Origin of the sequence: Mycobacterium sp. (assembly GCF_032159775.1) — a bacterium.
GTDB lineage: Bacteria > Actinomycetota > Actinomycetes > Mycobacteriales > Mycobacteriaceae > Mycobacterium.
In genome coordinates, this window is record NZ_JAVHWK010000076.1 from 1 (window position 1) to 21,154 (window position 21,154).

At 64.8% G+C, this 21,154-nt stretch carries 18 protein-coding genes and 3 pseudogenes; 10 read left to right on the forward strand and 11 right to left on the reverse strand.

Going from position 1 to position 21,154, the window contains the following annotated elements; genetic code table 11:
• Together QOJ24_RS07875 and QOJ24_RS07880 are read left to right on the forward strand one after the other, a co-directional pair.
• Positions 1-166, forward strand: a pseudogene (locus QOJ24_RS07875) (gamma-aminobutyraldehyde dehydrogenase); the annotation flags it as partial.
• A gap of 163 nt (positions 167-329) precedes the next feature.
• Positions 330-1,706: pseudogene (locus QOJ24_RS07880) on the forward strand (amino acid permease); the annotation flags it as partial.
• A 7-nt stretch (positions 1,707-1,713) separates the two neighbouring features.
• On the opposite strand, the gene QOJ24_RS07885 reads toward QOJ24_RS07880, so the two are convergent.
• Positions 1,714-3,066, reverse strand: a complete 1,353-nt coding sequence (locus QOJ24_RS07885) for an NAD-dependent succinate-semialdehyde dehydrogenase (protein ID WP_526260430.1) — start codon at positions 3,064-3,066, stop codon at positions 1,714-1,716.
• Between the two features lie 170 nt (positions 3,067-3,236).
• Between QOJ24_RS07885 and sigJ the strand changes: the two genes are divergently transcribed.
• Positions 3,237-4,139 (forward strand): RNA polymerase sigma factor SigJ, encoded by a 903-nt coding sequence (gene sigJ, locus QOJ24_RS07890; RefSeq protein WP_526260431.1) that lies wholly within the window; start codon positions 3,237-3,239, stop codon positions 4,137-4,139.
• On the opposite strand, the gene QOJ24_RS07895 is transcribed toward sigJ, so the two are convergent.
• The 6 genes from QOJ24_RS07895 to sdhC form a co-directional block, all read right to left on the reverse strand.
• Entirely contained in the window at positions 4,117-4,710 is a 594-nt protein-coding gene (locus tag QOJ24_RS07895) for a carboxymuconolactone decarboxylase family protein (RefSeq protein WP_526260432.1), read from the reverse strand. The genes sigJ and QOJ24_RS07895 overlap by 23 nt on opposite strands.
• A 127-nt stretch (positions 4,711-4,837) precedes the next feature.
• Positions 4,838-5,266, reverse strand: coding sequence for a hypothetical protein (locus tag QOJ24_RS07900; RefSeq protein WP_526260433.1), 429 nt, complete (start codon positions 5,264-5,266; stop codon positions 4,838-4,840).
• Between the two features lie 94 nt (positions 5,267-5,360).
• A complete protein-coding gene (locus tag QOJ24_RS07905) occupies positions 5,361-6,143 on the reverse strand; it encodes a succinate dehydrogenase/fumarate reductase iron-sulfur subunit (RefSeq protein WP_526260434.1) in 783 nt (260 codons plus the stop codon).
• Complete coding sequence (sdhA, locus tag QOJ24_RS07910) at positions 6,143-7,897, reverse strand: succinate dehydrogenase flavoprotein subunit (RefSeq protein ID WP_526260435.1); 1,755 nt, start codon at positions 7,895-7,897, stop codon at positions 6,143-6,145. Before sdhA ends, QOJ24_RS07905 begins: the two co-directional genes overlap by 1 nt.
• Positions 7,898-7,933: 36 nt before the next feature.
• Positions 7,934-8,404 (reverse strand): succinate dehydrogenase hydrophobic membrane anchor subunit, encoded by a 471-nt coding sequence (locus QOJ24_RS07915; RefSeq protein ID WP_526260436.1) that lies wholly within the window; start codon positions 8,402-8,404, stop codon positions 7,934-7,936.
• Positions 8,401-8,817: a succinate dehydrogenase, cytochrome b556 subunit gene (gene sdhC, locus QOJ24_RS07920; protein WP_526260437.1), complete on the reverse strand. Its 417-nt coding sequence runs from the start codon at positions 8,815-8,817 to the stop codon at positions 8,401-8,403. Before sdhC ends, QOJ24_RS07915 begins: the two co-directional genes overlap by 4 nt.
• Positions 8,818-8,995: 178 nt before the next feature.
• Here sdhC and QOJ24_RS07925 point away from each other — a divergent pair, with 178 nt between their 5' ends.
• The 3 genes from QOJ24_RS07925 to QOJ24_RS07935 are packed head-to-tail and all read left to right on the forward strand — an operon-like array spanning position 8,996 to position 11,792.
• Entirely contained in the window at positions 8,996-9,409 is a 414-nt protein-coding gene (locus tag QOJ24_RS07925; protein WP_526260438.1) for a cytidine deaminase, read from the forward strand.
• Positions 9,406-10,707 (forward strand): thymidine phosphorylase, encoded by a 1,302-nt coding sequence (locus tag QOJ24_RS07930; RefSeq protein WP_526260439.1) that lies wholly within the window; start codon positions 9,406-9,408, stop codon positions 10,705-10,707. The genes QOJ24_RS07925 and QOJ24_RS07930 overlap by 4 nt, the downstream gene beginning before the upstream one ends.
• The gene (locus tag QOJ24_RS07935) at positions 10,704-11,792 is read left to right on the forward strand and encodes an adenosine deaminase (RefSeq protein WP_526260440.1); all 1,089 of its coding nucleotides are present in this window, start codon (positions 10,704-10,706) and stop codon (positions 11,790-11,792) included. Before QOJ24_RS07930 ends, QOJ24_RS07935 begins: the two co-directional genes overlap by 4 nt.
• Before the next feature lie 34 nt (positions 11,793-11,826).
• On the opposite strand, the gene QOJ24_RS07940 is transcribed toward QOJ24_RS07935, so the two are convergent.
• Both QOJ24_RS07940 and satS read right to left on the reverse strand, forming a co-directional pair.
• Entirely contained in the window at positions 11,827-13,515 is a 1,689-nt protein-coding gene (locus QOJ24_RS07940) for a CotH kinase family protein (protein ID WP_526260441.1), read from the reverse strand.
• 87 nt (positions 13,516-13,602) lie between these two features.
• Entirely contained in the window at positions 13,603-14,901 is a 1,299-nt protein-coding gene (satS, locus tag QOJ24_RS07945; protein ID WP_526260442.1) for a protein export chaperone SatS, read from the reverse strand.
• Between the two features lie 114 nt (positions 14,902-15,015).
• Here satS and QOJ24_RS07950 point away from each other — a divergent pair, with 114 nt between their 5' ends.
• Complete coding sequence (locus QOJ24_RS07950; protein ID WP_526260443.1) at positions 15,016-15,969, forward strand: homocysteine S-methyltransferase family protein; 954 nt, start codon at positions 15,016-15,018, stop codon at positions 15,967-15,969.
• A gap of 20 nt (positions 15,970-15,989) precedes the next feature.
• A complete protein-coding gene (locus QOJ24_RS07955) occupies positions 15,990-16,439 on the forward strand; it encodes an SRPBCC family protein (RefSeq protein WP_526260444.1) in 450 nt (149 codons plus the stop codon).
• A 4-nt stretch (positions 16,440-16,443) separates the two neighbouring features.
• On the opposite strand, the gene QOJ24_RS07960 is transcribed toward QOJ24_RS07955, so the two are convergent.
• Complete coding sequence (locus tag QOJ24_RS07960; RefSeq protein ID WP_526260445.1) at positions 16,444-17,937, reverse strand: amino acid permease; 1,494 nt, start codon at positions 17,935-17,937, stop codon at positions 16,444-16,446.
• Between the two features lie 90 nt (positions 17,938-18,027).
• A pseudogene (locus QOJ24_RS07965) lies at positions 18,028-18,207 on the reverse strand (hypothetical protein); the annotation flags it as partial.
• Positions 18,208-18,334: 127 nt separating this feature from the next.
• Here QOJ24_RS07965 and QOJ24_RS07970 point away from each other — a divergent pair.
• Both QOJ24_RS07970 and QOJ24_RS07975 read left to right on the forward strand, forming a co-directional pair.
• Positions 18,335-19,720, forward strand: a complete 1,386-nt coding sequence (locus QOJ24_RS07970) for an FNR domain-containing protein (RefSeq protein ID WP_526260446.1) — start codon at positions 18,335-18,337, stop codon at positions 19,718-19,720.
• A 48-nt stretch (positions 19,721-19,768) separates the two neighbouring features.
• Positions 19,769-21,127 carry a serine/threonine-protein kinase gene (locus QOJ24_RS07975; RefSeq protein WP_526260447.1) on the forward strand — a complete coding sequence of 453 codons (1,359 nt, stop codon included), beginning with the start codon at positions 19,769-19,771 and terminating at the stop codon, positions 21,125-21,127.
• Positions 21,128-21,154 lie beyond the last annotated feature (27 nt).

Genomic DNA, 21,154 nt, shown 5'->3' on the forward strand with positions numbered 1-21,154 from the left:
CCCGATCATCAGCGAGATGCCGCATGGTGGCGTCGGCGCTTCGGGCTTCGGCAAGGACATGTCGGACTACTCGTTCGAGGAGTACCTGACGATCAAGCACGTGATGAGCGATATCACCGGCGTCGCCGAGAAGGATTGGCACCGAATCATCTTTAGCAAGCGTTAGCTTTAGCAAGCGTTAGCGCGGCAGTCGTCCACTCCCCGAAACTGCTGGGAGATTGCGAATTCGGCGGGAAAAGCGATCTGCCAGCAGTCTCGGCGTGCTTGGGTGTTAAGCACTCGTACAAATCGGGTACACGGGCTTGTCTTTCAAGATCGACAGGAGTGCGATGAGTGCCACGCCGGGATTGCAGAAGTCACTGAGTCAGCGTCAGCTGAGGATGATCGCGATCGGTGGCGTGATCGGCGCCGGTCTGTTCGTCGGCTCCGGTGTGGTGATGGGTGGCACCGGCCCCGGTGCCTTCATCACCTATGCCCTTTCGGGCGTGCTGATCATCATGGTCATGCGGATGCTCGCCGAGATGGCGGTCGCCAATCCCTCGACGGGGTCGTTCGCCGACTACTCACGTGACGCGCTCGGGCACTGGGCCGGCTTTTCCGTCGGCTGGCTGTACTGGTACTTCTGGGTGATCGTGGTCGGCTTCGAGGCGATCGCGGGCGCGAAGATCGTGCAGTACTGGATCGACATCCCATTGTGGTTGTGCGCGTTGATGTTCATGATCCTGATGACTGCGACGAACCTGTTCTCGGTGAAGTCATACGGCGAGTTCGAGTTCTGGTTCGCGGGCATCAAGGTCGCCGCCATCGTCGTCTTCATCGTGATCGGCGGCTGCTTCGTGCTCGGCCTGTGGCCCAGCAAGTCGGCTGATTTCTCGAACCTGTGGAGCCATGGCGGGTTCATGCCGATGGGTATAGGTGTCATCACGGTCGGCATCGTGACGGTGATCTTCTCGATGGTCGGCCCGGAGATCGCGACGATCGCCGCGGCCGAGTCGTCGGACCCCGAGAAGGCCGTCGCGAGGGCGGCCAACTCGGTGATCTGGAGAATCCTGATCTTCTACGTGCTGTCGGTGTTCCTGCTCGTGACGATCGTGCCGTGGAACAACGAGGATCTGGCCGCCTCACCGTTCGTCGCCGCGTTCACCGAGATGGGAATTCCCTACGCCGACGACATCATGAACGCCGTTGTGCTGACGGCGGTGCTCAGCTGCCTCAACTCCGGGATGTACACGGCGTCGCGCATGTTGTTCGTTCTCGCCGCACGCAACGAGGCACCCGAACGACTGATGCGGCTCACCAGTCGCGGTGTGCCCGCGTACGCCATCTTGTTCTCGTCGATCGTCGGCTTCCTGTGCATCATCGCGGCCGCCTTCTCCGAGAAGACCATCTTCGCGTTTCTGCTCAACTCCAGCGGCGCGATCATCCTGTTCGTCTACATCCTGATCGCGATATCCCAGATCGTGCTGCGCTACCGAGACCGCGACCGCGAACTGAAGCTGAAGATGTGGCTGTTCCCTGCGCTGTCGATCCTCACCACGATCGCGATGCTGGCGATCCTGGTGCAGATGGCACTCGACGACGCACTGCGCTCGCAGCTGGTGCTCAGTCTGTTGTCGTGGGGCGTCGTGCTGGTGCTGTTCTTCCTCAATCAGCGGTTCAACAAGCGCCACCACATCGATGTGGAGGCCGCCGAGGCGAGAGCACGCGCACTGCTCAACGAGTGATGCGAATCAGCTTCTTGTTGACGAATTCGTCGATGCCGTAGCGGCCGAGTTCCCGGCCGAAACCGGAGCGCTTCACGCCGCCGAACGGCAGCTCGACGCCTTCCGCGCCGACTGCGTTGACGAACACCATGCCCGCCTCGATCTGGTCGGCGACGCGCTTGGCCTGTTCGTCGTCGGTGGTGAAGACGTAGGAGCCCAGCCCGAACGGGGTGTCGTTGGCCAGCTGGACGGCTTCGTCTTCGGAGCTCGCCTTATAGACCGTCGCCACGGGGCCGAACAGTTCTTCTTTGTACGAAGGCGAATCCGGTGAGACGTTCGTAAGCACACCCGGCGGGAAGTGCGCGCCCTTGCGCTCGCCTTCGGAGACCAGCGTCGCGCCGTCGTCGACGGCACGCTTGACCTGTTCGTCCAGTCGCTCGGCCGCCGCGAGCGACGACAACGGCGCGAGGCCCTCGGCCTTTTCCAGCACCTTCCTGGTGAACTTGTCCAGGAAGTCGTCGTAGATGCCCTCGTCGACGATGATCCGCTTGGCGGCGTTGCACGCCTGCCCGGTGTTCTCGAAGCGACCGTCGATGGCCGCCTCCACGGTGGCGTCGAGGTCGTCGGAGCTCAGCAGGATGAAGGGGTCTGAGCCGCCGAGTTCGAGGACGACCTTCTTCAGGTTGCGGCCCGCGATCTCGGCGACGGCGGCGCCCGCGCGCTCCGAGCCGGTCAGCGAAACCCCTTGCACGCGTGGGTCGGCGATGATGTCGGCGACCTGTTCGTTGGTCGCGTAGATGTTCACGTAGGCGCCCTCGGGGTAGCCGGCGTCGGTGAAGATCTGCTGGATCGCGGCAGCCGACTCGGGGCACTGCGGTGCGTGCTTGAGCACGATGGTGTTGCCCAACGTGAGGTTGGGTCCCGCGAATCGGGCCACCTGGTAGTACGGGTAATTCCACGGCATGATGCCCAGCAGGACGCCGACCGAACCGCGTCGGATCAACGCGGATCCTTCGCCTTCGACCAACTCGATCGGCTCGTCGGCGAGGAACTTCTCGGCGTTGTCCGCGTAGTACTCGTAGATCGCCGCGCTGAAGTCCACCTCGCCCTCGGACTGGTCGATGGGCTTGCCCATCTCGCGGTTGATGATCTTCGCGAGCTCTTCTTTGCGCTCGGTGTGCAGCTTGGCGACCTTACGAATCAATTCCGCGCGGTCGGCGATCGTCGACCCCCGCGACCATTCGCGGTGCGCCTTGCTTGCCGCGGCGATGGCCGCCTCGATCTGCTGGTCGGTGGCTGTCGGGTACTCCTTCACCGTCTCGCCGGTCGACGGGTCAACCACGGCATACAGTGATGCGCTCATTCCGGTGTGCTCCTTTGCCGCTTGTTCACGAAGCGCTGCAGTACTTTTTCGCGCTTTTGGATCCTGACCCTGATCCTGCACGAAATCAGTCGCCCGGTGCAACGATCGCGACGAATTCCGCCTGGCAGAAGTCAGCCGGGGGGAGAAAATCGCAGTTCTAGACTTGGTCCATGACCGCCAGCACCCGCGTCGACGAGTTCGAGGCACTGCGTCCACATCTGCTGGCCGTGGCGTATCGGCTCACCGGGACCGTTGCCGACGCCGAAGACATCGTGCAGGACGCGTGGTTGCGCTGGAACGGCGCGAAGACGGAGGCGATCACCGATCTGCGGGCGTGGTTGACGACCGTGGTCAGCAGGTTGGGCCTCGACCGGTTGCGCTCCGCGGCTCACCGGCGGGAGACGTATGTCGGCGAGTGGCTGCCCGAACCGGTGGTCACCGGGTTCGACGGCAGCGACCCGCTCGCGCTGGTTGTTGCGGGCGAGGAAGCTCGGTTTGCCGCGATGGTGGTGTTGGAGCGGTTGACGCCCGACCAGCGGGTGGCGTTCGTGTTACACGACGGCTTCGCGGTGCCGTTCGGTGAGATCGCCTCGGTGCTGGGGGTGACCGACGCGACGGCACGGCAGTTGGCTTCTCGTGCGCGACGGGCGGTCATCACGTCCGCGCCGGAACCGGTGCCCGACGACGCTCACAACGAAGTCGCAGGCGCCTTGATGGCGGCACTCGCCGAGGGCGACATGAAAGCCGTTGTGCGCCTGCTACATCCGGAGGTGACGTTCACCGGGGATTCCAATCGCAGGGCGCCGACGGCCGCGCGCGTCATCCACGGGCCGGACAAGGTCGCGCGGTTCCTGTTCGGTCTGGCGACCCGGTACGGGCCGAACTTTGTCGCGACCGCTCAACTGGCCCTGATCAACGGACAGCTCGGCAGCTACACCCCTGGTGCGCCGGCCCGCGACGGCTATCCCGAGATGATGCCGCGGGTGACCGCGGTGACCGTTCGCGACGGAAAGATCTGCGCCATATGGGATATCGCGAACCCCGACAAGTTCACTGGTTCGCCTCTTCGGTAGCCCACGGCACCCTGCAGGCGTCTCCCGAGCTGAAGCCCTGTTCGGTGATGCCGAGCGCCGAGTACATCCTGGCCCGCATGTTCTCCACGCCGATTTGGTAGCTCAGTTCGATCACTCCGTCGTCGCCGAAGCGGCGGCGCAGATCCTCGACCTGTTCGTCGGTGATGGTGTGCGGGTCGGTCGTCATCGCGTTGGCGTAGGCAATGGCGGCCCGCTCGTCGTCGGTGAAGAGCGGAGAAGTTGCGTACTCGTCCACGTACTTGAGCCGTTCGACGTCGAGCCCCTCGAGGCGGATCAGCATCGAGCCGAAGTCGACGCACCACGAGCATCCAACGGTGCGGGCGGTCCAGAACACCGCGAGCTCGCGAACGCTGGCAGGGAGCTTCTTCGACCCGGACTGCAGCAGCATCTCGTGCACGCCGTTGGCCATCATCAACCGGGGGTGATGGGCGGCGACGGTGAAGGGCTCGGGCACCTCGCCGAACTTCCGCTTGGCGAACCTGTACATCAGCCTGGTCATCAACGACGCCTGCTGCGGCGGCACGGGAGCGATACGAGTTTTCTGTGTCATACCCGTTAGACGAGACACCCCCGCAATGTGTGACACCCAGACGCGCGAAACGGAATTCCAGCACCCAAAGTGCGAGAAGAGGGGTGCTGGAATTCCGTTTCGCGAGACAGCTAGCTGGTGGCAGTGACTACGGGGTGCCGACGCAGCCGACGCCGTTCACGCACGCACCGGTGCCGCCAGGTCCGGCTCCGGCACCTGCACCCGGCACGCCTGCAGTGGCGCCACCCGGTCCGGCTCCGGCACCTGCGCCGCCTGCGCCTGCGCCTGCGCCGCCCGGTCCGGCTCCGGCACCCGCGCCCGGCGCGCCTGCGGTTGCTCCGCCCGGTCCGGCGCCAGCGCCCGGCGCGCCCGCTCCAGGTGCTCCGGTACCGGTGCCGGGGGCCGGAGTGGCCGCCGACGGTGTCGTCATCGACGTGGTCGTGGTGGTGGTCGAGGATGTGCTGCTCTCGTCACCTTTGTCGTCGCCGCCCCCGCAGGCCGACAGCGTCAAAGAGATGGCCGCGGCGGCAATTCCTGTGGTGACGGAGAAGCGACGAAAGGTCAAGCGCTCAGTCATGGTTCAATCCCGATTCTGTGAGTGGATCTACCTCGGCAAACGTGTAGATACCCACTCGCATCCGCGACAAACCGGACCCGACGGCGCGAAAGCGTCAGCGCGCGAACATCAGCGCGCGCTTGACCTCCTGAATCGCCTGCGTGACCTGGATTCCGCGCGGGCAGGATTCCGTGCAGTTGAACGTCGTGCGGCAACGCCAGACGCCGTCGACCTCGTTGAGGATGTCGAGGCGCTCGGCGGCTGCCTCATCGCGGCTGTCGAAGATGAACCGGTGCGCGTTGACGATCGCGGCTGGCCCGAAATAGGAGCCCTCGCTCCAATAGATGGGGCAGCTGGTGGTGCAGCACGCGCACAGGATGCACTTGGTCGTGTCGTCGTAGCGGGCCCGGTCGGTCGGGCTCTGGATCCGCTCGCGGGTAGGCGGATTGCCGCTGGCGATCAGGTACGGCTTGACCGCCCGGTAGGCGTCGAAGAACGGCTCCATGTCCACCACCAGATCCTTCTCCACCGGCAGGCCGCGAATCGGTTCGATGGTGATGGTCAGCTTCTTATCGGCCTTCTTCGGCAGCATGTCCCGCATCAGCACCTTGCACGCCAGCCTGTTGACGCCGTTGATGCGCATGGCGTCCGAGCCGCACACGCCGTGTGCACACGACCGCCGGAACGTCAGCGTGCCGTCCAGATACCACTTGACGTAGTGCAGCAGGTTGAGCAGGCGGTCGCTGGGCAGGCACGGCACCCGGAAGCTCTGCCAGCCTGCGCTGTCGGGGTCCTCCGGGTTGAAGCGGGCGATCTTCAGCGTCACCATCACCGCGCCGTCGGGGATCGGCGGCAGTTCGGGATCCTTGGTGTCGACCTCGGGTGCGATCGTGGTCATCAGTACTTCCGTTCCATCGGCTCATACCGGGTCTGCACCACCGGCTTGTAGTCCAGCCGGACGTCGCTCAGCAGATCAACGCCGTCCTTATAGGCCATCGTGTGGCGCATGTAGTTGGTGTCGTCGCGGTTGGGATAGTCCTCGCGGGCATGGCCGCCGCGGGACTCCTTGCGGTTCAGCGCGCCGACGACGGTGACCTCGGCCAGCTCGAGCAGCATGCCCAGTTCGATCGCTTCGAGCAGGTCGCTGTTGAAGCGTTTGCCCTTGTCGTGCACGGTAATTCGGGCGTACCGCTCCTTGAGCGCGTGAATGTCGGTGAGCGCCTGCTTGAGCGTCTCCTCGGTTCGGAACACCGCCGCGTTGTTGTCCATCGACTGCTGCAGCGCGCCGCGGATGTCGGCAACGCGCTCGTTGCCGTGCTCGGAGAGGATGCCGCTGATCCAGTTGACCACCATGCCCTCCGGGTTCTCGGGCATGTCGACGTGGTCGTGTCCCAGTGCGTAATTCGCGGCGGCGATGCCTGCGCGACGGCCGAACACATTGATGTCCAGCAGCGAGTTGGTGCCCAGCCGGTTGGCCCCGTGCACCGAGACACAGGCGCATTCGCCCGCGGCGTAGAGCCCGGCGACGACGTTGGTGTTGTCGCGCAACACCTGGCCGTGCACGGTGGTCGGGATGCCACCCATGACGTAGTGACAGGTGGGATACACCGGCACCAGTTCCTTGACGGGGTCCACGCCGAGATAGGTCCTGGCGAACTCGGTGATGTCGGGCAGCTTGGCCTCGAGCACGTCCGCGCCGAGGTGCCGCACGTCGATGTAGACGTAGTCCTTGTGCGGTCCGGCGCCGCGGCCCTCCAACACTTCGAGCACCATCGAGCGGGCCACGATGTCGCGCGGAGCGAGGTCGACGATGGTCGGCGCGTAGCGCTCCATGAAGCGCTCACCCTCACCGTTGAGCAGCCGGCCGCCCTCGCCACGCACCGCCTCGGAAATCAGGATGCCAAGGCCGGCGAGCCCGGTCGGATGGAATTGGTGAAACTCCATGTCTTCCAAGGGAAGTCCCTTACGGAAAACGATGCCCAAGCCGTCGCCGGTGAGCGTGTGCGCATTGGAGGTCGTCTTGTACATCCGGCCCGACCCGCCGGTGGCGAACACGATCGCCTTCGCGCTGAAGACGTGGATGTCACCGGAGGCCAGTTCATAGGCGACGACGCCGGTCGCCACCGGCCCGCCAGGAGTCTCCGTCAGGCAGATGTCGAGCGCATAGAACTCGTTGAAGAACTCGACATCGTGCTTGACGCAGTTCTGATACAGGGTCTGCAGGATCATGTGGCCGGTGCGATCGGCGGCATAGCAGGCGCGGCGCACCGGCGCCTTGCCGTGGTCGCGGGTATGCCCGCCGAACCGACGCTGGTCGATGCGACCTTCGGGGGTCCGGTTGAACGGCATCCCCATCTTCTCCAGGTCGAGCACCGCGTCGATGGCTTCCTTGCACATGATCTCGACCGCGTCCTGGTCGGCGAGGTAGTCGCCGCCCTTGACGGTGTCGAAGGTGTGCCACTCCCAGTTGTCCTCTTCGACGTTGGCCAGCGCCGCGCACATCCCGCCCTGTGCTGCACCGGTGTGGCTGCGCGTCGGGTACAGCTTGGTCAGTACCGCGGTGCGGACCCGCGGACCGGCCTCCACGGCGGCGCGCATGCCGGCGCCGCCCGCGCCGACGATGACGACGTCATAGCGATGCTCAATGATCATTGGCGCCCATGTTTCTTTCCAGACCTCACAGCAACCTCACGAGATGTTCGCGTCGAAGGTGACAAGGACATAGCTGCCCAGCACCAACGTGAAGCCGGTGGCCAGCAGCAACAGCGAATTCAGATAGAACTTCGTGACGTTCTTGCGGGCGTAGTCGCCGATGATGGTGCGCATGCCGTTGGCGCCGTGGATCATCGCCAACCACAGCAGGGCCATGTCCCAGATCTGCCAGAACGGCGATGCCCAGCGGTCGGCGACGTAGTTGAAGTCGATCCGGTACACGCCGTCGTCCCACATCAGCATGACGAACAGGTGACCGAGAGCGAGGAAGACCAGCGCCACCCCGGAGAACCGCATGAACAGCCAGGCGTACTTCTCGAAATAGGGGATGCCCCTGGGCCGGCGCGGCGCTCGCGGATGGTCCAGCGAGGCAGGCCGGTCGTGCTCCCTCTCGGCGACGGGTGCCACCCGGCCCTCGCGGTGGTGTGGCGACCACGGCGCGCTCACAGGAATCGCTCCGCCATGTGCATGCCGAGCACGCCGAGTGCTGGGATCATCACGGCCAGCCAGATCGCGGCCACTCCCCACAGCATCAGCCGTTGGTAGCGCGGGCCGTGCTGCCAGAAGTCGATGAGGATGACCCGGATGCCGTTGAGAGCGTGGTAGAGCACCGCGGCGACCAGCCCGACCTCCATTAGGCCGATGATCGGCGTCTTGTAGGTGTTGACGACTTCGTTGTAGGCCTCCGGGCTGACCCGGACCAGCGCGGTGTCGAGCACGTGAACGAACAGGAAGAAGAAGATGGTGGCACCGGTGATTCGGTGCAGCACCCAGGACCACATGCCCGGGTCACCGCGATACAGGCTGCGTCGGCGTGCCGGCTTCTTCCGCGGGGCCGCTGTCTCCGTGTCCGTACTCATCGGGCCTCCAACGTCTTCGGTGGTCGGGGCGACTCTAAACCCCTTTGTAGTAGCCAAAGCACTACCGTGTTAGCCGTTCGCAGGTGTTTGACCTTGAATTTAGGGTTACCTACATCACGTGTCGAGCCACGAGACGGAGAATTCGGAATGCATTCAGTGCCCGGTTGGCGGTATTGACGTGACAGCCGATATCGATTGGAAGATGTTGCGGGGCAAGGCAATAGAGGCTGCGGGCAATGCCTACGCGCCGTATTCGGGGTTCTCTGTCGGCGCTGCGGCGCTGGTTGCCGACGGTCGATTGGTGGCCGGCTGCAATGTGGAGAATGTCTCATATGGCCTAGGTCTCTGTGCCGAGTGTTCAGTGGTCAGCGCCCTGTATTCGGGCGGCGGCGGCAGGCTGATCGCGCTGTCCTGTGTGAGCGCCGACGGCGAACCGCTGATGCCGTGCGGGCGGTGCAGACAGGTGCTGCTGGAGCACGGCGGACCGCAGATGCTCGTCGACCATCCGCTGGGCCCGCGTCCGTTGGGTGACCTTCTGCCTGACGCATTCGGTCCCGACGACCTCGCCCGCGGGGAGCCGGAAAAGCCGTGACGGAACCCACTTTCGACGCGCCGACTGTCATCCGCGCCAAGCGCGACGGTGGCGGCTTGTCCGACGCGGCGATCGACTGGGTCATCGACGCGTACACGCACGGCCAGGTGGCCGACGAGCAGATGTCGGCACTGTTGATGGCGATCTTCCTGCGCGGGATGACGCGCCACGAGATCGCGCGCTGGACGGCCGCGATGGTGAACTCGGGCAAGCGGATGGATTTCACCGATCTGCGTCGCGACAACAAGCCGCTCGCCCTGGTGGACAAGCACTCCACCGGTGGGGTGGGAGACAAGATCACCATCCCGCTCGTGCCCGTCGTGATGGCATGCGGTGGCGCCGTCCCCCAGGCCGCCGGGCGCGGACTCGGCCACACCGGCGGCACCCTCGACAAGCTGGAGGCCATTGCCGGGTTCACCGCCGAGATCTCGACAGAGCAGATCCGCCAACAGCTTTGCGACCTCGGTGCGGCGATCTTCGCGGCGGGCGAGCTGGCGCCCGCAGACCGCAAGATCTACGCGCTGCGTGATGTCACCGCCACCACCGAATCCCTGCCGCTGATCGCCAGCTCGGTGATGAGCAAGAAGATCGCCGAGGGTGCGCGGGCGTTGGTGCTCGATTGCAAGGTGGGCTCTGGTGCGTTCCTCGCGACCGAGGCGGAATCGCGCGAGCTGGCGCACACCATGGTCGAGCTGGGCACCGAACACGGGCTGGTCACCCGCGCACTGCTGACCGACATGGACCGGCCGTTGGGCAGGACCGTCGGCAACGCCGTCGAAGTGGACGAATCCCTGGAGGTGCTGGCAGGCGGTGGGCCGCCCGACGTCGTCGGGCTGACGCTGGCGCTGGCACGCGAGATGCTCGACGCGGCAGGGTGCGACGGTGTCGATCCCGCCCAGACGCTGCGCGACGGATCGGCCATGGACCACTTCCGCCTGCTGGTCAGCGCCCAGGGCGGCGACCTGTCGCAACCGTTGCCGATCGGTGCGCACTCCGAGACCATCACCGCTGCCCGCGGTGGCACGATGGGCGATATCGACGCAATGGCGGTGGGGCTGACCGTGTGGCGACTCGGTGCGGGTCGCGCGGTTCCCGGTGAGCGTGTTCAGTCCGGCGCTGGTCTGCGTATCCACCACCGTCCGGGCGAAGCCGTCGCCGCGGGCGAAGCGTTGTTCACCCTCTACACCGACACCCCTGAGCGTTTCGACGCTGCGATGGCGGAGATGGACGGCGGTTGGAGCGTCGGCGACACGGCCCCCGAGATCGGGCCCCTCATCATCGATCGGATAACGGCATGACCAGCCCGCTGACCCTGGACACCATTCGGCGCGCGCCCAAGGCGCTGCTGCACGACCACCTCGACGGCGGACTGCGCCCCGCCACCGTCCTCGACCTCGCCCAGCAGACCGGTTACGAGGATTTGCCTGCCGCCGACGTCGCCGGGTTGGCGACATTTTTCCGCACCGCCGCGCACAGCGGATCGCTCGAGCGCTACCTGGAGCCGTTCGCGCACACGGTGGGGGTGATGCAGACGCCGGAGGCGCTGTACCGCGTGGCCCTCGAGTGCGTCGAGGATCTGGCTTCAGACAACGTGGTGTACGCCGAGATCCGGTTCGCCCCCGAACTGCACATCGACCGCGGCCTGTCGCTTGACGCGGTGGTCGACGCGGTGCTGGCCGGCTTCGCCGACGGAGAGAAGGCCGCCAGCGCCGAGGGCCGCGCGATCACCGTGCGTTGTCTCGTCACCGCGATGCGCCACCAGGCCCGGTCGTTGGAGATCGCCGAGCTGGCGATCCGGTTCCGGGACAAGGGTGTTGTGGGATTCGACATCGCGGGCGCCGAGGCGGGCTACCCGCCGACACGGCACCTCGATGCCTTCGAATACATGCGAAGCCACAACGCCCGCTTCACGATTCACGCAGGAGAGGCGTTCGGCCTGCCGTCCATTCACGAGGCCATCGCGTTCTGCGGTGCCGACCGCCTGGGCCACGGGGTGCGCATCGTCGACGACATCACCATCGGGCCCGACGGCAGCCTCCAGCTCGGTCGCCTGGCCGCACTTCTGCGGGACAAGCGAGTTCCTTTCGAATTGTGCCCGAGTTCCAACGTGCAGACCGGTGCCGTCGGCAGCATTGCCGAGCATCCGTTCGATCTGTTGGCGCGCAGCCGGTTTCGCGTCACCGTCAACACCGACAACCGGCTGATCAGCGACACCACGATGAGTCAGGAGATGCTGCGCCTCGTTGAGGCGTTCGGCTACGGCTGGAGCGACCTTGCGCGGTTCACCATCAACGCGATGAAGTCGGCGTTCATCCCGTTCGACGAACGACTGGCGATCATCGACGAGGTGATCAAACCGCGGTTCGCCGTGCTGATCGGCTGAGCACTCTTGCGCGAGGGGGCCCACGCGAGAGTTGTCAGTAGAAGTAGAGGTTGGAGCCTGGCAGTTCCTGGTGGACACGCGGCCTACCCGATGGCGTCAGATCATCGCCGAACTTCGCCATTTCGCCGGTCCGGACGCTGACGATGTTGAAGTAGCCGGTGAACGCGAAGCGTCCCGGCGGGTTGGCGGGATCGATATCGGGTACCGGCACGGGGGAGATCGTGAACTCCTCGGCATGGTCGTCATTGCTCGGCGCGCACGTGTAGAGGAGCTTGTGCCCTGCGGGTGTGAGGGACGTGGCGCTGGCATGCAGGTTGCGGTTGAACGCCTGATTGGTGAACGACTTTCCAGTACCCAGGTCGTTGAGAACCCACAGATCGGTCGGATGGTTGTTGTCGAACAGCTGCTGGTGATAGACCTCGAAGTTCACCGGCGCGGCTTCGCCCGGCGGGATCGACTCGGTGTTGCTGGCATGCAGGCAGTCACTGGTGTCGTGCTTGAGGATGTACACCGGCTCCGTCGGGTCGGGTAGACCGGTGAAGATGTAGGCGGCCGATTCGGCCAGCCGTAGCTGCTGTCGGACGGTGTCGACCTCCTGCACCGCATTGGGTACGCCGAATCCCGTTACCAGAGCCTGCATCTGATCGATCAACGGCTTGAGCACCGTCTGCTGACTCTCCCGGCTGAACACGGTGTCCCGGTACGTCCGAATCTGGTCCACCAACTGCTTGCGGCGCGCGTCGTCGTTGCGGACCAACTGCGCGACGATCCCCATCCGGCCGAGCCGGAAGAACTCGCCAGGTTTCAGTATCTGGTCGACACCCCAGGGAATCATCTTGAACTTGATATCTCCCACGCCGGGCGAGGCGACGGCGGTGACGTCGTTGTAGAGATAGGTGTTGTTGGTGTTGTTCGCGTAGCCGTCCCAGTGCTTGAGGAGAAACTCCATCGCGTAGACCTTGAGGAACTGGTCCATGTCGAGCAGTTGATCCGCCCCGGCGAGACCGTTGGCCTTGATGTGCCTGCACGCGAATTTGAGATCTTCTTTGTCGTCGAACTCGGAGAGGTCCTCGACGCCGATGAAGGGGAGACGTTCTTCGCGCAAGTCATCCGTGTGCTCGATCTCGTACAGATTGCCGTTCATGTTGCCGTTGAAGGTGCGTTCGATGTAGCGCTTCATGATCGGCTCGGCGTTGACGAAAAGGCCGGGGAAGATGTCGCCCCCGAGCCCTTCGCCGACCGGCGTTCCGTTCACGAACACCATGGCGTAGTTGCACCGTGAATGCGGCAGGCCGGCCATTTCGAGCATTCGATAGCCCAAATTTTGCCTGATATAGGAATCGTCCTGCTTGGAGTTGTTGAGCGTCACGTACCGCGATCCGATGAGCGCTTCGATCGCATCCTCATTGGCGCTGCTGAACCGGCCGAAGTCGACATGCAGGCACGGCTTCTTGTCGTCGATCGAGCCGCAGAACGACTTCTTCTTGATGCCGATGTCGCTGAAAGTCGTACGGGCGGGAAACCTGGTCCCGGAGATTTCGACGGTGTCCGCTTTGCGCCAGGTGTATCTGCTGCCACCGGTCCAGTCCCATTCGCAGCGACCGCTCTTGGGCTCCTCGAGGCGCACCTTGTCCCACTCGGACGCAGGCATCGTGATCTTGATCGTGATCACGTTGTCTAGCCCATAGAACGAATCCATCGCCTGCTGCTGTTCCGCGGTCATCGCCATCTCCGTCCATCGCTGCTACTGGCAGCATGCTGCGGAGAACCGCGTACGTCGCGAGTATCGATTACTCGATTGTGCTGGGGACTACTCCTGGCGCAGCCGTGAGTCGAGGAAGGTCTCCAGCGACTCCCATTGCTCGACCGCCTTGGCGTACGGCGGGCTGGGCTTTCTGACCGTGCCGGGGTCCAGAACGTGGGCGACCAGACCGCCCAGCGGCATGTCGGCGTCCAGCGTCTCCTCGACGATGTCGTCTTCGGCGTACTCGCCGACGTCGCGAAGCAATTCGACAGCCAGCTCCAGCTGATCGCGATCCACCGACTCGGGGCCGTCGGCGAGGTCGTCGGCCAAACCGCTCGTCACATAGACGTTGTCGTCGGTGACGTCGACGCGAAGCGAGCCGTCCGTCGCGGCGGTCTTGATGTCCTCGTAGGTCGCCAGATCGGACAGGTCGTGGTCGTGCTCGTCGGCCAGGTAGCGCGCCAGCGATCGCTCCGATCCGAAGACGCTGACCCGGCCGTTTCGGCCAAGGAACACCGGCGCTTCGTCGAGATAGCACCGCAGCGTGTAGAACGTGCCGCCGCGGGTGATCATCTGAATCGGGTCGATGCCGACTTTGAGCCAGAAGTCCTCGTCGGCGCCGAGCACCAGCCCGCCGGTGGAGGCCGGGGCCGCCACCTGCTCACCCAACGTCTCGTCGGCGTCCCCGCCCTCGGCGTCGACGTCATCGCCCTCGACGTCATCGACCCCGATCTCGTCGGGTTCCTCGATCTCTTCAGGTTCGGGCTTGGGTGCCTCGAGTTCGGCCGCCGCCTTCTCCGACGCCGCCTTGTCGACATCCGGGACGGTGATGACCTCATCGATGGCGTCCACGACGTTGTCCCAGCTCCGCCCGATGACGGCCCCGATCTCGGCCCAGCGCTTGCGGCCACTTCTGCCGTTGAAGCTGTCCATGCCCGCACCGAGCGAGCCGAGGATCGGGTTGCCGTTGAAGAATTTCGTGACCGCAGGCAGTTCGCAGACAGATCCGACGGACGACACGATCGCCAGGGTCCTGTGCAGCGTCGCCACCGATTCCTCGGTCGGCTTCTCCGCCAGCAACTCCTGCACGCCGATCAGGTCGTACTCTCGCTCCGCCGGTGGATCGAACCGGTGCGCGTTCGCCCCGATCAGACCCTCCCACGCCGGGTGGTCGGTGAGGTCGTTGTCGCTGTTCGTCCTGATGAAGGCGACCAGATCGGCGACGGACTCGAAACCGTAAAGGTCCTCGTCCTTGCCGAGCAGGGCCTCCCACTCGTCGCCAGCATCGCGCCAGCGTGGAGCCCAGAGTGTGTACAGGTCGCCCTTGGTCAATCCGAGCCGGATCGGCACGATGTCAGCAGCCATGCGGCACAGCCTAGAGCGTGCCGGTGTGCATACTGCCAAACGGTGTGCGACCAGCCGCTCCGGCGATACTGTGACTCGGGCCCACAGGTGGCTCACGGGTAAGGGGAGGCGACCATGGTTGCAGCGATGTTTCCGGCGCAACAGGCGGGGCTGAACTACCTCACCGAGGGTGGTCAGGAAACCGAGATCATGTACAAGTACGGGTTCGATCTGCCGCACTTCGCCATGTTCCCGTTGCTCGACAACCCGCGTGCAGTGTCCGAACTGCACGGCATGTACACGCGGTATCTCGATACCGCGGCACGCAACGGATTCGGCGTTTTGATGGGGGGCCTGGACTACCGGGCCAGCCCGGACTGGGGCTCGCTGCTCGGTTACTCGTCCGAGTCGCTGGCCGAGATGCAAATGCGCGCAATAGATTTCCTGCGCGAGCTCGGAAAACCGTATGAGGGGCAGGTGCCCGCGCTGCTGTACGCGGGAATAGTCGGTCCACGCGGTGACGCGTACGAGTTGAACAAGACCATCACCGCCGAGGAGGCCGAGCAGTACCACGGCGAGCAACTGGCCACACTCGCCATGGCCGGCGTGGACGTGATCGAGGCCATGACGTTCAACAGCATCCCCGAGGTGGTGGGGTTGTCCCGTGCGGCGGCGCGTGCGGGCCTGCCTCTGGCGTTGTCCTTCACGCTCAATCACGACACCCACCGGCTGGAATCGGGCGCGTCGCTCAAGGAGGCCATCGAGTCGATCGATGCGCAGACCGGTGACGATCGGCCCGCGTTCTACGGCATCAACTGCTCACACCCCCTGGAGTTCACCCCCGCTATAGAACCGGGCGAGTGGTTTACCCGGGTGCGGTCTCTGCGGCCGAACGCGGCGATGATGGACAAAATCTCGCTGTGCACGCTCGGCCACCTCGAGATGGGTGACCCGCCAACGCTCGGTGCGCTCATGGGCGACCTGGCGCGGCAGTACCCCAACATCGACGTGTGGGGTGGCTGTTGCGGCACGTGGGACACCCACCTCGAAGAGATCGCGCACAACGTGGGTACAGCGCGCAACGCATAAGCCCTTGCTATGGTCCTCGCGTGCGCGGAGCAGTGACGGTCCATATGAACGCCCCCGCGCAACGGGTTTGGGAGTTGGTCTCCGACGTCCGCAACACCGGGCGGTTCTCGCCTGAGACGTTCGACGCCGAATGGCTGGACGGCGCGACAGGACCCGCGATCGGTGCCCGCTTCCGAGGGCACGTGAAGCGCAATGAGATCGGGCCGGTCTACTGGACGACGTGCCGGGTTACGGCCTGCCGGCCCGGCCGCGAGTTCGGCTTCGAGGTGTTGGTGGGCAACCGCGCAGTCAACAACTGGCACTACGCGTTCGCGCCGGGTGATGACGGCACGGACGTGACCGAGTCGTTCTGGGTCCCCGTCCCAACACTTCTGCGGGCCACCGCTTTTCTGGGTTATCTGCGCAAGCGGCGCAACATGCGTGACATGCGCACGACGCTCGAACGGATCAAGGACGTCGTCGAAGCCTGAGGAGTCAGTCCTTCTTCTTGTCTTCTGGCAGCGGCCGGTTCGCGACGACCGGGAACGAACCCGTGAATCCTTCGCGCTCCCGAGCGACCTCGAGCACGCGACCCCGGACGGCGAACCAGCCGACGACCAACGCCGGAATGATGAGCACCAGGCTGGCGACGGTCCAGGTGCCGATCGGAGGGTCGAGCGCCATCAGCACGACGACGCCGAACAGGAACGCCAATGTGAGATAGCCGGTGTACGGCGTGCCCCACAACCGGAACGACGGCCGCTCCAGGATGCCCTTCTTCGACCAGCGGTACAGCTGGATTTGACAGATGACAATGGTGCCCCAGGACGCGATGATGCCGAGGGCCGCGATGTTGAGCACGATCTCGAACGCCTGGCCGGGGAAGAGAAGGTTGAGGATGACGCCGAACAGCCCGACGACCGCAGTCAGGAAGATTCCGCCATACGGCACGCCGCGACTGGACATCCGCGCCGTGAACTTCGGTGCGCTGCCGTTCATTGCCATCGACCGCAGGATCCGGCCGGTCGAGTACAACCCGGCGTTGAGGCTGGAGAACGCGGCGGTCAGCACGACGATGTTCATGACAGTGCCCGCGCCGTTGATTCCGATCTTGGAGAAGAACGTGACGAACGGGCTCTCGCCGGCCTTGTAGGCGGTGTAGGGGAGAAGAAGGGCCAGCAGGAACAGTGAACCGACGTAGAAGACGGCGATACGTGCGATCACCGAGTTGATCGCACGCGGCATGATTTTATGTGGATGAGCGGTCTCACCTGCCGCTGTTCCGACGAGTTCAACTGCGGCGTAGGCGAAGACAACGCCGGACATGACAATCACCAGCGGGAAGAGGCCGGCGGGGAAGAGTCCGCCGTTGTCAGCGATCACACTGAATCCGGTTGGCTGCCCCTGAATTTGGTAGCGGCCGGCAAGGAAGATGGTGCCTGCGACCAGAAATGTGATCAGCGCAAGGACTTTGATGGCCGCAGCCCAGAACTCGAGTTCCCCAAACAGGGTGACCGAAATGAGGTTTACCCCCACCACGAGCGCCAACGCGATCAATGCGATCAGCCACTGCGGCACGCTCCCGAACGACGTCCAGTAGTGGAAGTAGGTGGCGATCGCCGTCGAGTCGACGATGGCCGTGAACGCCCAGTTCAGCCAGTACATCCAGCCGGCGACGAACGCCGCCTTCTCGCCGAGGAATTCGCGCGCATACGACACGAAGGATCCCGACGACGGCCGGTGCAGCACGAGTTCGCCCAGCGCCCGCAGGATGAGGAAGACAAAGACGCCACAGAACGCGTAGCTCAAGAAGAGGCCCGGTCCGGCGTTGTGTAGTCGGCCGCCGGCACCGAGGAACAGCCCGGTGCCGATGGCGCCGCCGATCGCGATCATCTGCAGCTGTCGGGGCTTGAGGCCCTTGTGGTAGCCCTCGTCCTCCGCCGTCAGCGCGGAGTTGTCGTACGTCGACGGCTTGGGTTCAGTGGTCATCGAAGCGGCCTCGCTCTAGTCGGTTCCGGGTGACGCAGGATCAACGGGGTTACCGCGGGCATCCCAATGCTCCGGAGGGTCTGGCGTATCGCTGACGTCACGAAACGTCATCACGAAGCCGGACACGGCGACCACGGCCGCAATCGCGTAGCCGATGATCGAATACCAACCGGCGTGCAGGTAGGCGGTGACCGCGACGATCGCCATGGCCAGGAACACCAGGGTCATCCCGATCAGTGGGATCTTGGCGAAAAGGTCGACACGTGCCATGACACTCACCCCCGAACCGAACGTGAACTAATGGTGAAACGAGTAGACACCCTCCCGGTCACACGGGCGACTCGAACTCCAAGATTCCTTTGAGAAACCTTCAAGAGGGTGCACAGATCCTCATCCGGTGACCACTGCAGAACTCACCAGGCCGGACGTGCGCAATGTTCCCCGGTTCTACGGCGCCGTGGCTGGGGACATCGTGCCGCGGCTGCCGTTCCTGCGGCGAATCCTCAAGCACCCGCGCCTTAAGCAGTACAACCGGCTCGTCGTGCTAGTGATGACGGTCAACCTCGGATGGGCGGTGCACGGTGCCGCGGCCGCCGGCTGGTGGACATCGGACGGTACCGACTTATGCGCCATCGCACTGACGGCGCAAACGAATCTTGCTGCTGCCGTGGTGTTTCGGCAGCCCTACATCCCCAATGCATTGGCATGGCTGGTGACCCGACCGCCGACGTCCTGGCCACTGCGGGTGCGATGGGCGCTCGGCAAGTACTACCACTTCGGCGGTCTGCACGTGGGCATGGCGGTGGCAGGCACGATCTGGTACATGACCCTCGTCGTTTCGTTGATCCGCGACGCCGTCGCCGGTGTCGGCGAGGTGTCACACGCGCACATGGTCCTCGGCATCACCATCGCCACGACGTTCACGGTCATGATCGCGATGGCGTTGCCCCGGCTGCGCGCGTCACATCACGACCGTTTCGAGGTGACGCACCGGTTCTGCGGCTGGGCGGCGCTTGTGCTGGTGTGGATCAACACCATGCTGTTCGTCGACGGTGGCCGCGGTGAGCAGTCGTTCGGCTCTGCCCTGATGGCCGAGCCTGCCTTCTGGCTGGTCGTGCTGACCGCGCTGTTGGCCATCTGGCCGTGGCTGCGTCTGCGTCGCATCCCGATCGGTTGGGAACGCCCGTCGTCGCATGCGGTGATCCTGCGTCTGGATCACGGCGTGGTGCCGGCCGTCGGTACCACCCGCCCGATCAGCCGTCGCCCCTTTGTGGGGTGGCACCACTTCGCCAATGTGCCTGCCGCGCCGGGCGCGACCGGATATCGCATGCTGGTGTCCCGTTCAGGCGACTGGACCTCCGCCTTCGTCGACGAACCGCCGACGCACGTGTGGGTGCGGGGAATCCCGACGGTCGGCGTGGCCAATGTGCGCAAGTTGTTCACCAAAGTTGTGGTGGTGGCCACCGGCAGCGGCATTGGGCCCGTATTGGGACACATAATGGACACCTCGGTCCCGTCCCAGTTGGTGTGGGTGACCAAGAACCCACGTCTCACCTACGGCGACGCGTTCGTCGACGAGATCAAAGCCGCCCAACCCGACGCGATGATCTGGGATACCGGCGCGCTCGGCAAACCCGATGTGCTGCAACTGGCTTACGGCGCCTACGCCCAATCGGGGGCCGAGGCAGTCATCTGCGTGTCCAACAGCACTGTCACGCGGCAGGTGGTGCACGGTCTGGAGCAGTGCGGGATACCGGCGTTCGGCCCGATCTGGGATTCGTGACCGACATGAGACACTTCCCTTGTACCCGATGGGATCAGGGGGTTCGACGTGGAGTCGCGCGTCGGCACGGCGTTCGGCAAGTACACCATCATCGGCCTGCTCGGCAAAGGCGGGGTGGGTGAGGTGTACGAGGCCTACGACACCGAGAAGAACCGAACCGTCGCGCTGAAGATCCTCGCCTACGGGTTTTCCGACGACGCCACGTTTCGCCAGCGATTTCAACGCGAGTCCCGTGCGGCGGCGGTGCTGCAGGAACCGCACGTCATACCCATTCACGATTGGGGTGAGATCGACGGCAGGCTCTACATCGACATGCGTCTGGTGCACGGCCAGACGCTCGACGAGCTGATCGCCACGGGCCCGCTCGAACCGTCACGCGCCGTGGCCATCATCGGTCAGGTCGGCGCCGCGCTGGACGCGGCACACGCCGAGGGTCTGATGCATCGGGATATCAAGCCGCACAACATCATCGTCACGCCGGCTGATTTCGCCTACCTGGTCGACTTCGGTATCGCCGCGACGAAGGGCGACACTCGGCTGACAACCGCGGGGATGCCGATCGGCACCATCAATTACATGGCGCCCGAACGGTTCACCGAACAGGAGGCCACCCCTGCGGTCGACGTGTACTCGCTGGCGTCCGTGCTGTACGAATCGCTGACCGGCGACAGCCCGTTTTCTCGTGACAGCCTCGAGAACATGGTCGCGGCCCATCTCGCCTCGCCACCTCCGCGGCCGAGCGTGACCAACCCGCGCGTTCCGGCGGCGTTCGACGCCGTCATCGCCCGAGGAATGGCGAAGGATCCCGACGACCGGTACGGCACCGCCGGTGGCCTCGTCCGCGCGGCGCAACGGGCGGCCGACGGCAGCAGATCCACCCTCGTCATGCCGCCGGACACTGCGGCTGCCGATCCCGCGCAGGCGGTCGCCGACCGTTACGCGGGCCGCCGGCGGGGATGGCTGATGCCTGCCGTGATCGCCGTGGCCACGGCGCTGATCCTGGGTGCTGTCGGCGTGGTCATCGGCCTGCTGACCCAGCAGGACCGGGGGGCCCAGTCGGAGGCCCCGCCAGCGCCGGTGCCCGACCACACGAGCCGAACTCAGCCAACACGCACTGGCGGCGTGCCGTTCCGCGGTTATGTGCTGCAGCGGCCCAGCCTCGAGGTGCGCGCCGAGCCGGTGCTTTCCGGGTCGGTCACCGGCTACCTACCGGTTGAGACTGAGGTGTTCGTCGTCTGCACGACGATCGGCGACGTCGTGGAGGGACCGGGCGTCGGAGCAGGACCCTCGATAGCCACACCGGTATGGGACAAGGTCCGTACCGATCCAAACGGCACCGACGTCGGTTTCGTACCCGACGCGTGGGTGAAGACGGGCACGGCGCAACCCCGGGCGGATGCCTGTTGATTGGTTTCGGGGTGCTGGGTCCGCTCG

Bases quoted from the DNA above. Each gene is read 5' to 3' on its own strand.
- QOJ24_RS07885 (WP_526260430.1), bottom strand. From the start codon at position 3,066: ATGAGCGCATCACTGTATGCCGTGGTTGACCCGTCGACCGGCGAGACG.
- sigJ (WP_526260431.1), top strand. From the start codon at position 3,237: ATGACCGCCAGCACCCGCGTCGACGAGTTCGAGGCACTGCGTCCACAT.
- QOJ24_RS07895 (WP_526260432.1), bottom strand. From the start codon at position 4,710: ATGACACAGAAAACTCGTATCGCTCCCGTGCCGCCGCAGCAGGCGTCG.
- QOJ24_RS07900 (WP_526260433.1), bottom strand. From the start codon at position 5,266: ATGACTGAGCGCTTGACCTTTCGTCGCTTCTCCGTCACCACAGGAATT.
- QOJ24_RS07905 (WP_526260434.1), bottom strand. From the start codon at position 6,143: ATGACCACGATCGCACCCGAGGTCGACACCAAGGATCCCGAACTGCCG.
- sdhA (WP_526260435.1), bottom strand. From the start codon at position 7,897: ATGATCATTGAGCATCGCTATGACGTCGTCATCGTCGGCGCGGGCGGC.
- sdhC (WP_526260437.1), bottom strand. From the start codon at position 8,817: ATGAGTACGGACACGGAGACAGCGGCCCCGCGGAAGAAGCCGGCACGC.
- QOJ24_RS07935 (WP_526260440.1), top strand. From the start codon at position 10,704: ATGACCAGCCCGCTGACCCTGGACACCATTCGGCGCGCGCCCAAGGCG.
- QOJ24_RS07940 (WP_526260441.1), bottom strand. From the start codon at position 13,515: ATGACCGCGGAACAGCAGCAGGCGATGGATTCGTTCTATGGGCTAGAC.
- satS (WP_526260442.1), bottom strand. From the start codon at position 14,901: ATGGCTGCTGACATCGTGCCGATCCGGCTCGGATTGACCAAGGGCGAC.
- QOJ24_RS07950 (WP_526260443.1), top strand. From the start codon at position 15,016: ATGGTTGCAGCGATGTTTCCGGCGCAACAGGCGGGGCTGAACTACCTC.
- QOJ24_RS07960 (WP_526260445.1), bottom strand. From the start codon at position 17,937: ATGACCACTGAACCCAAGCCGTCGACGTACGACAACTCCGCGCTGACG.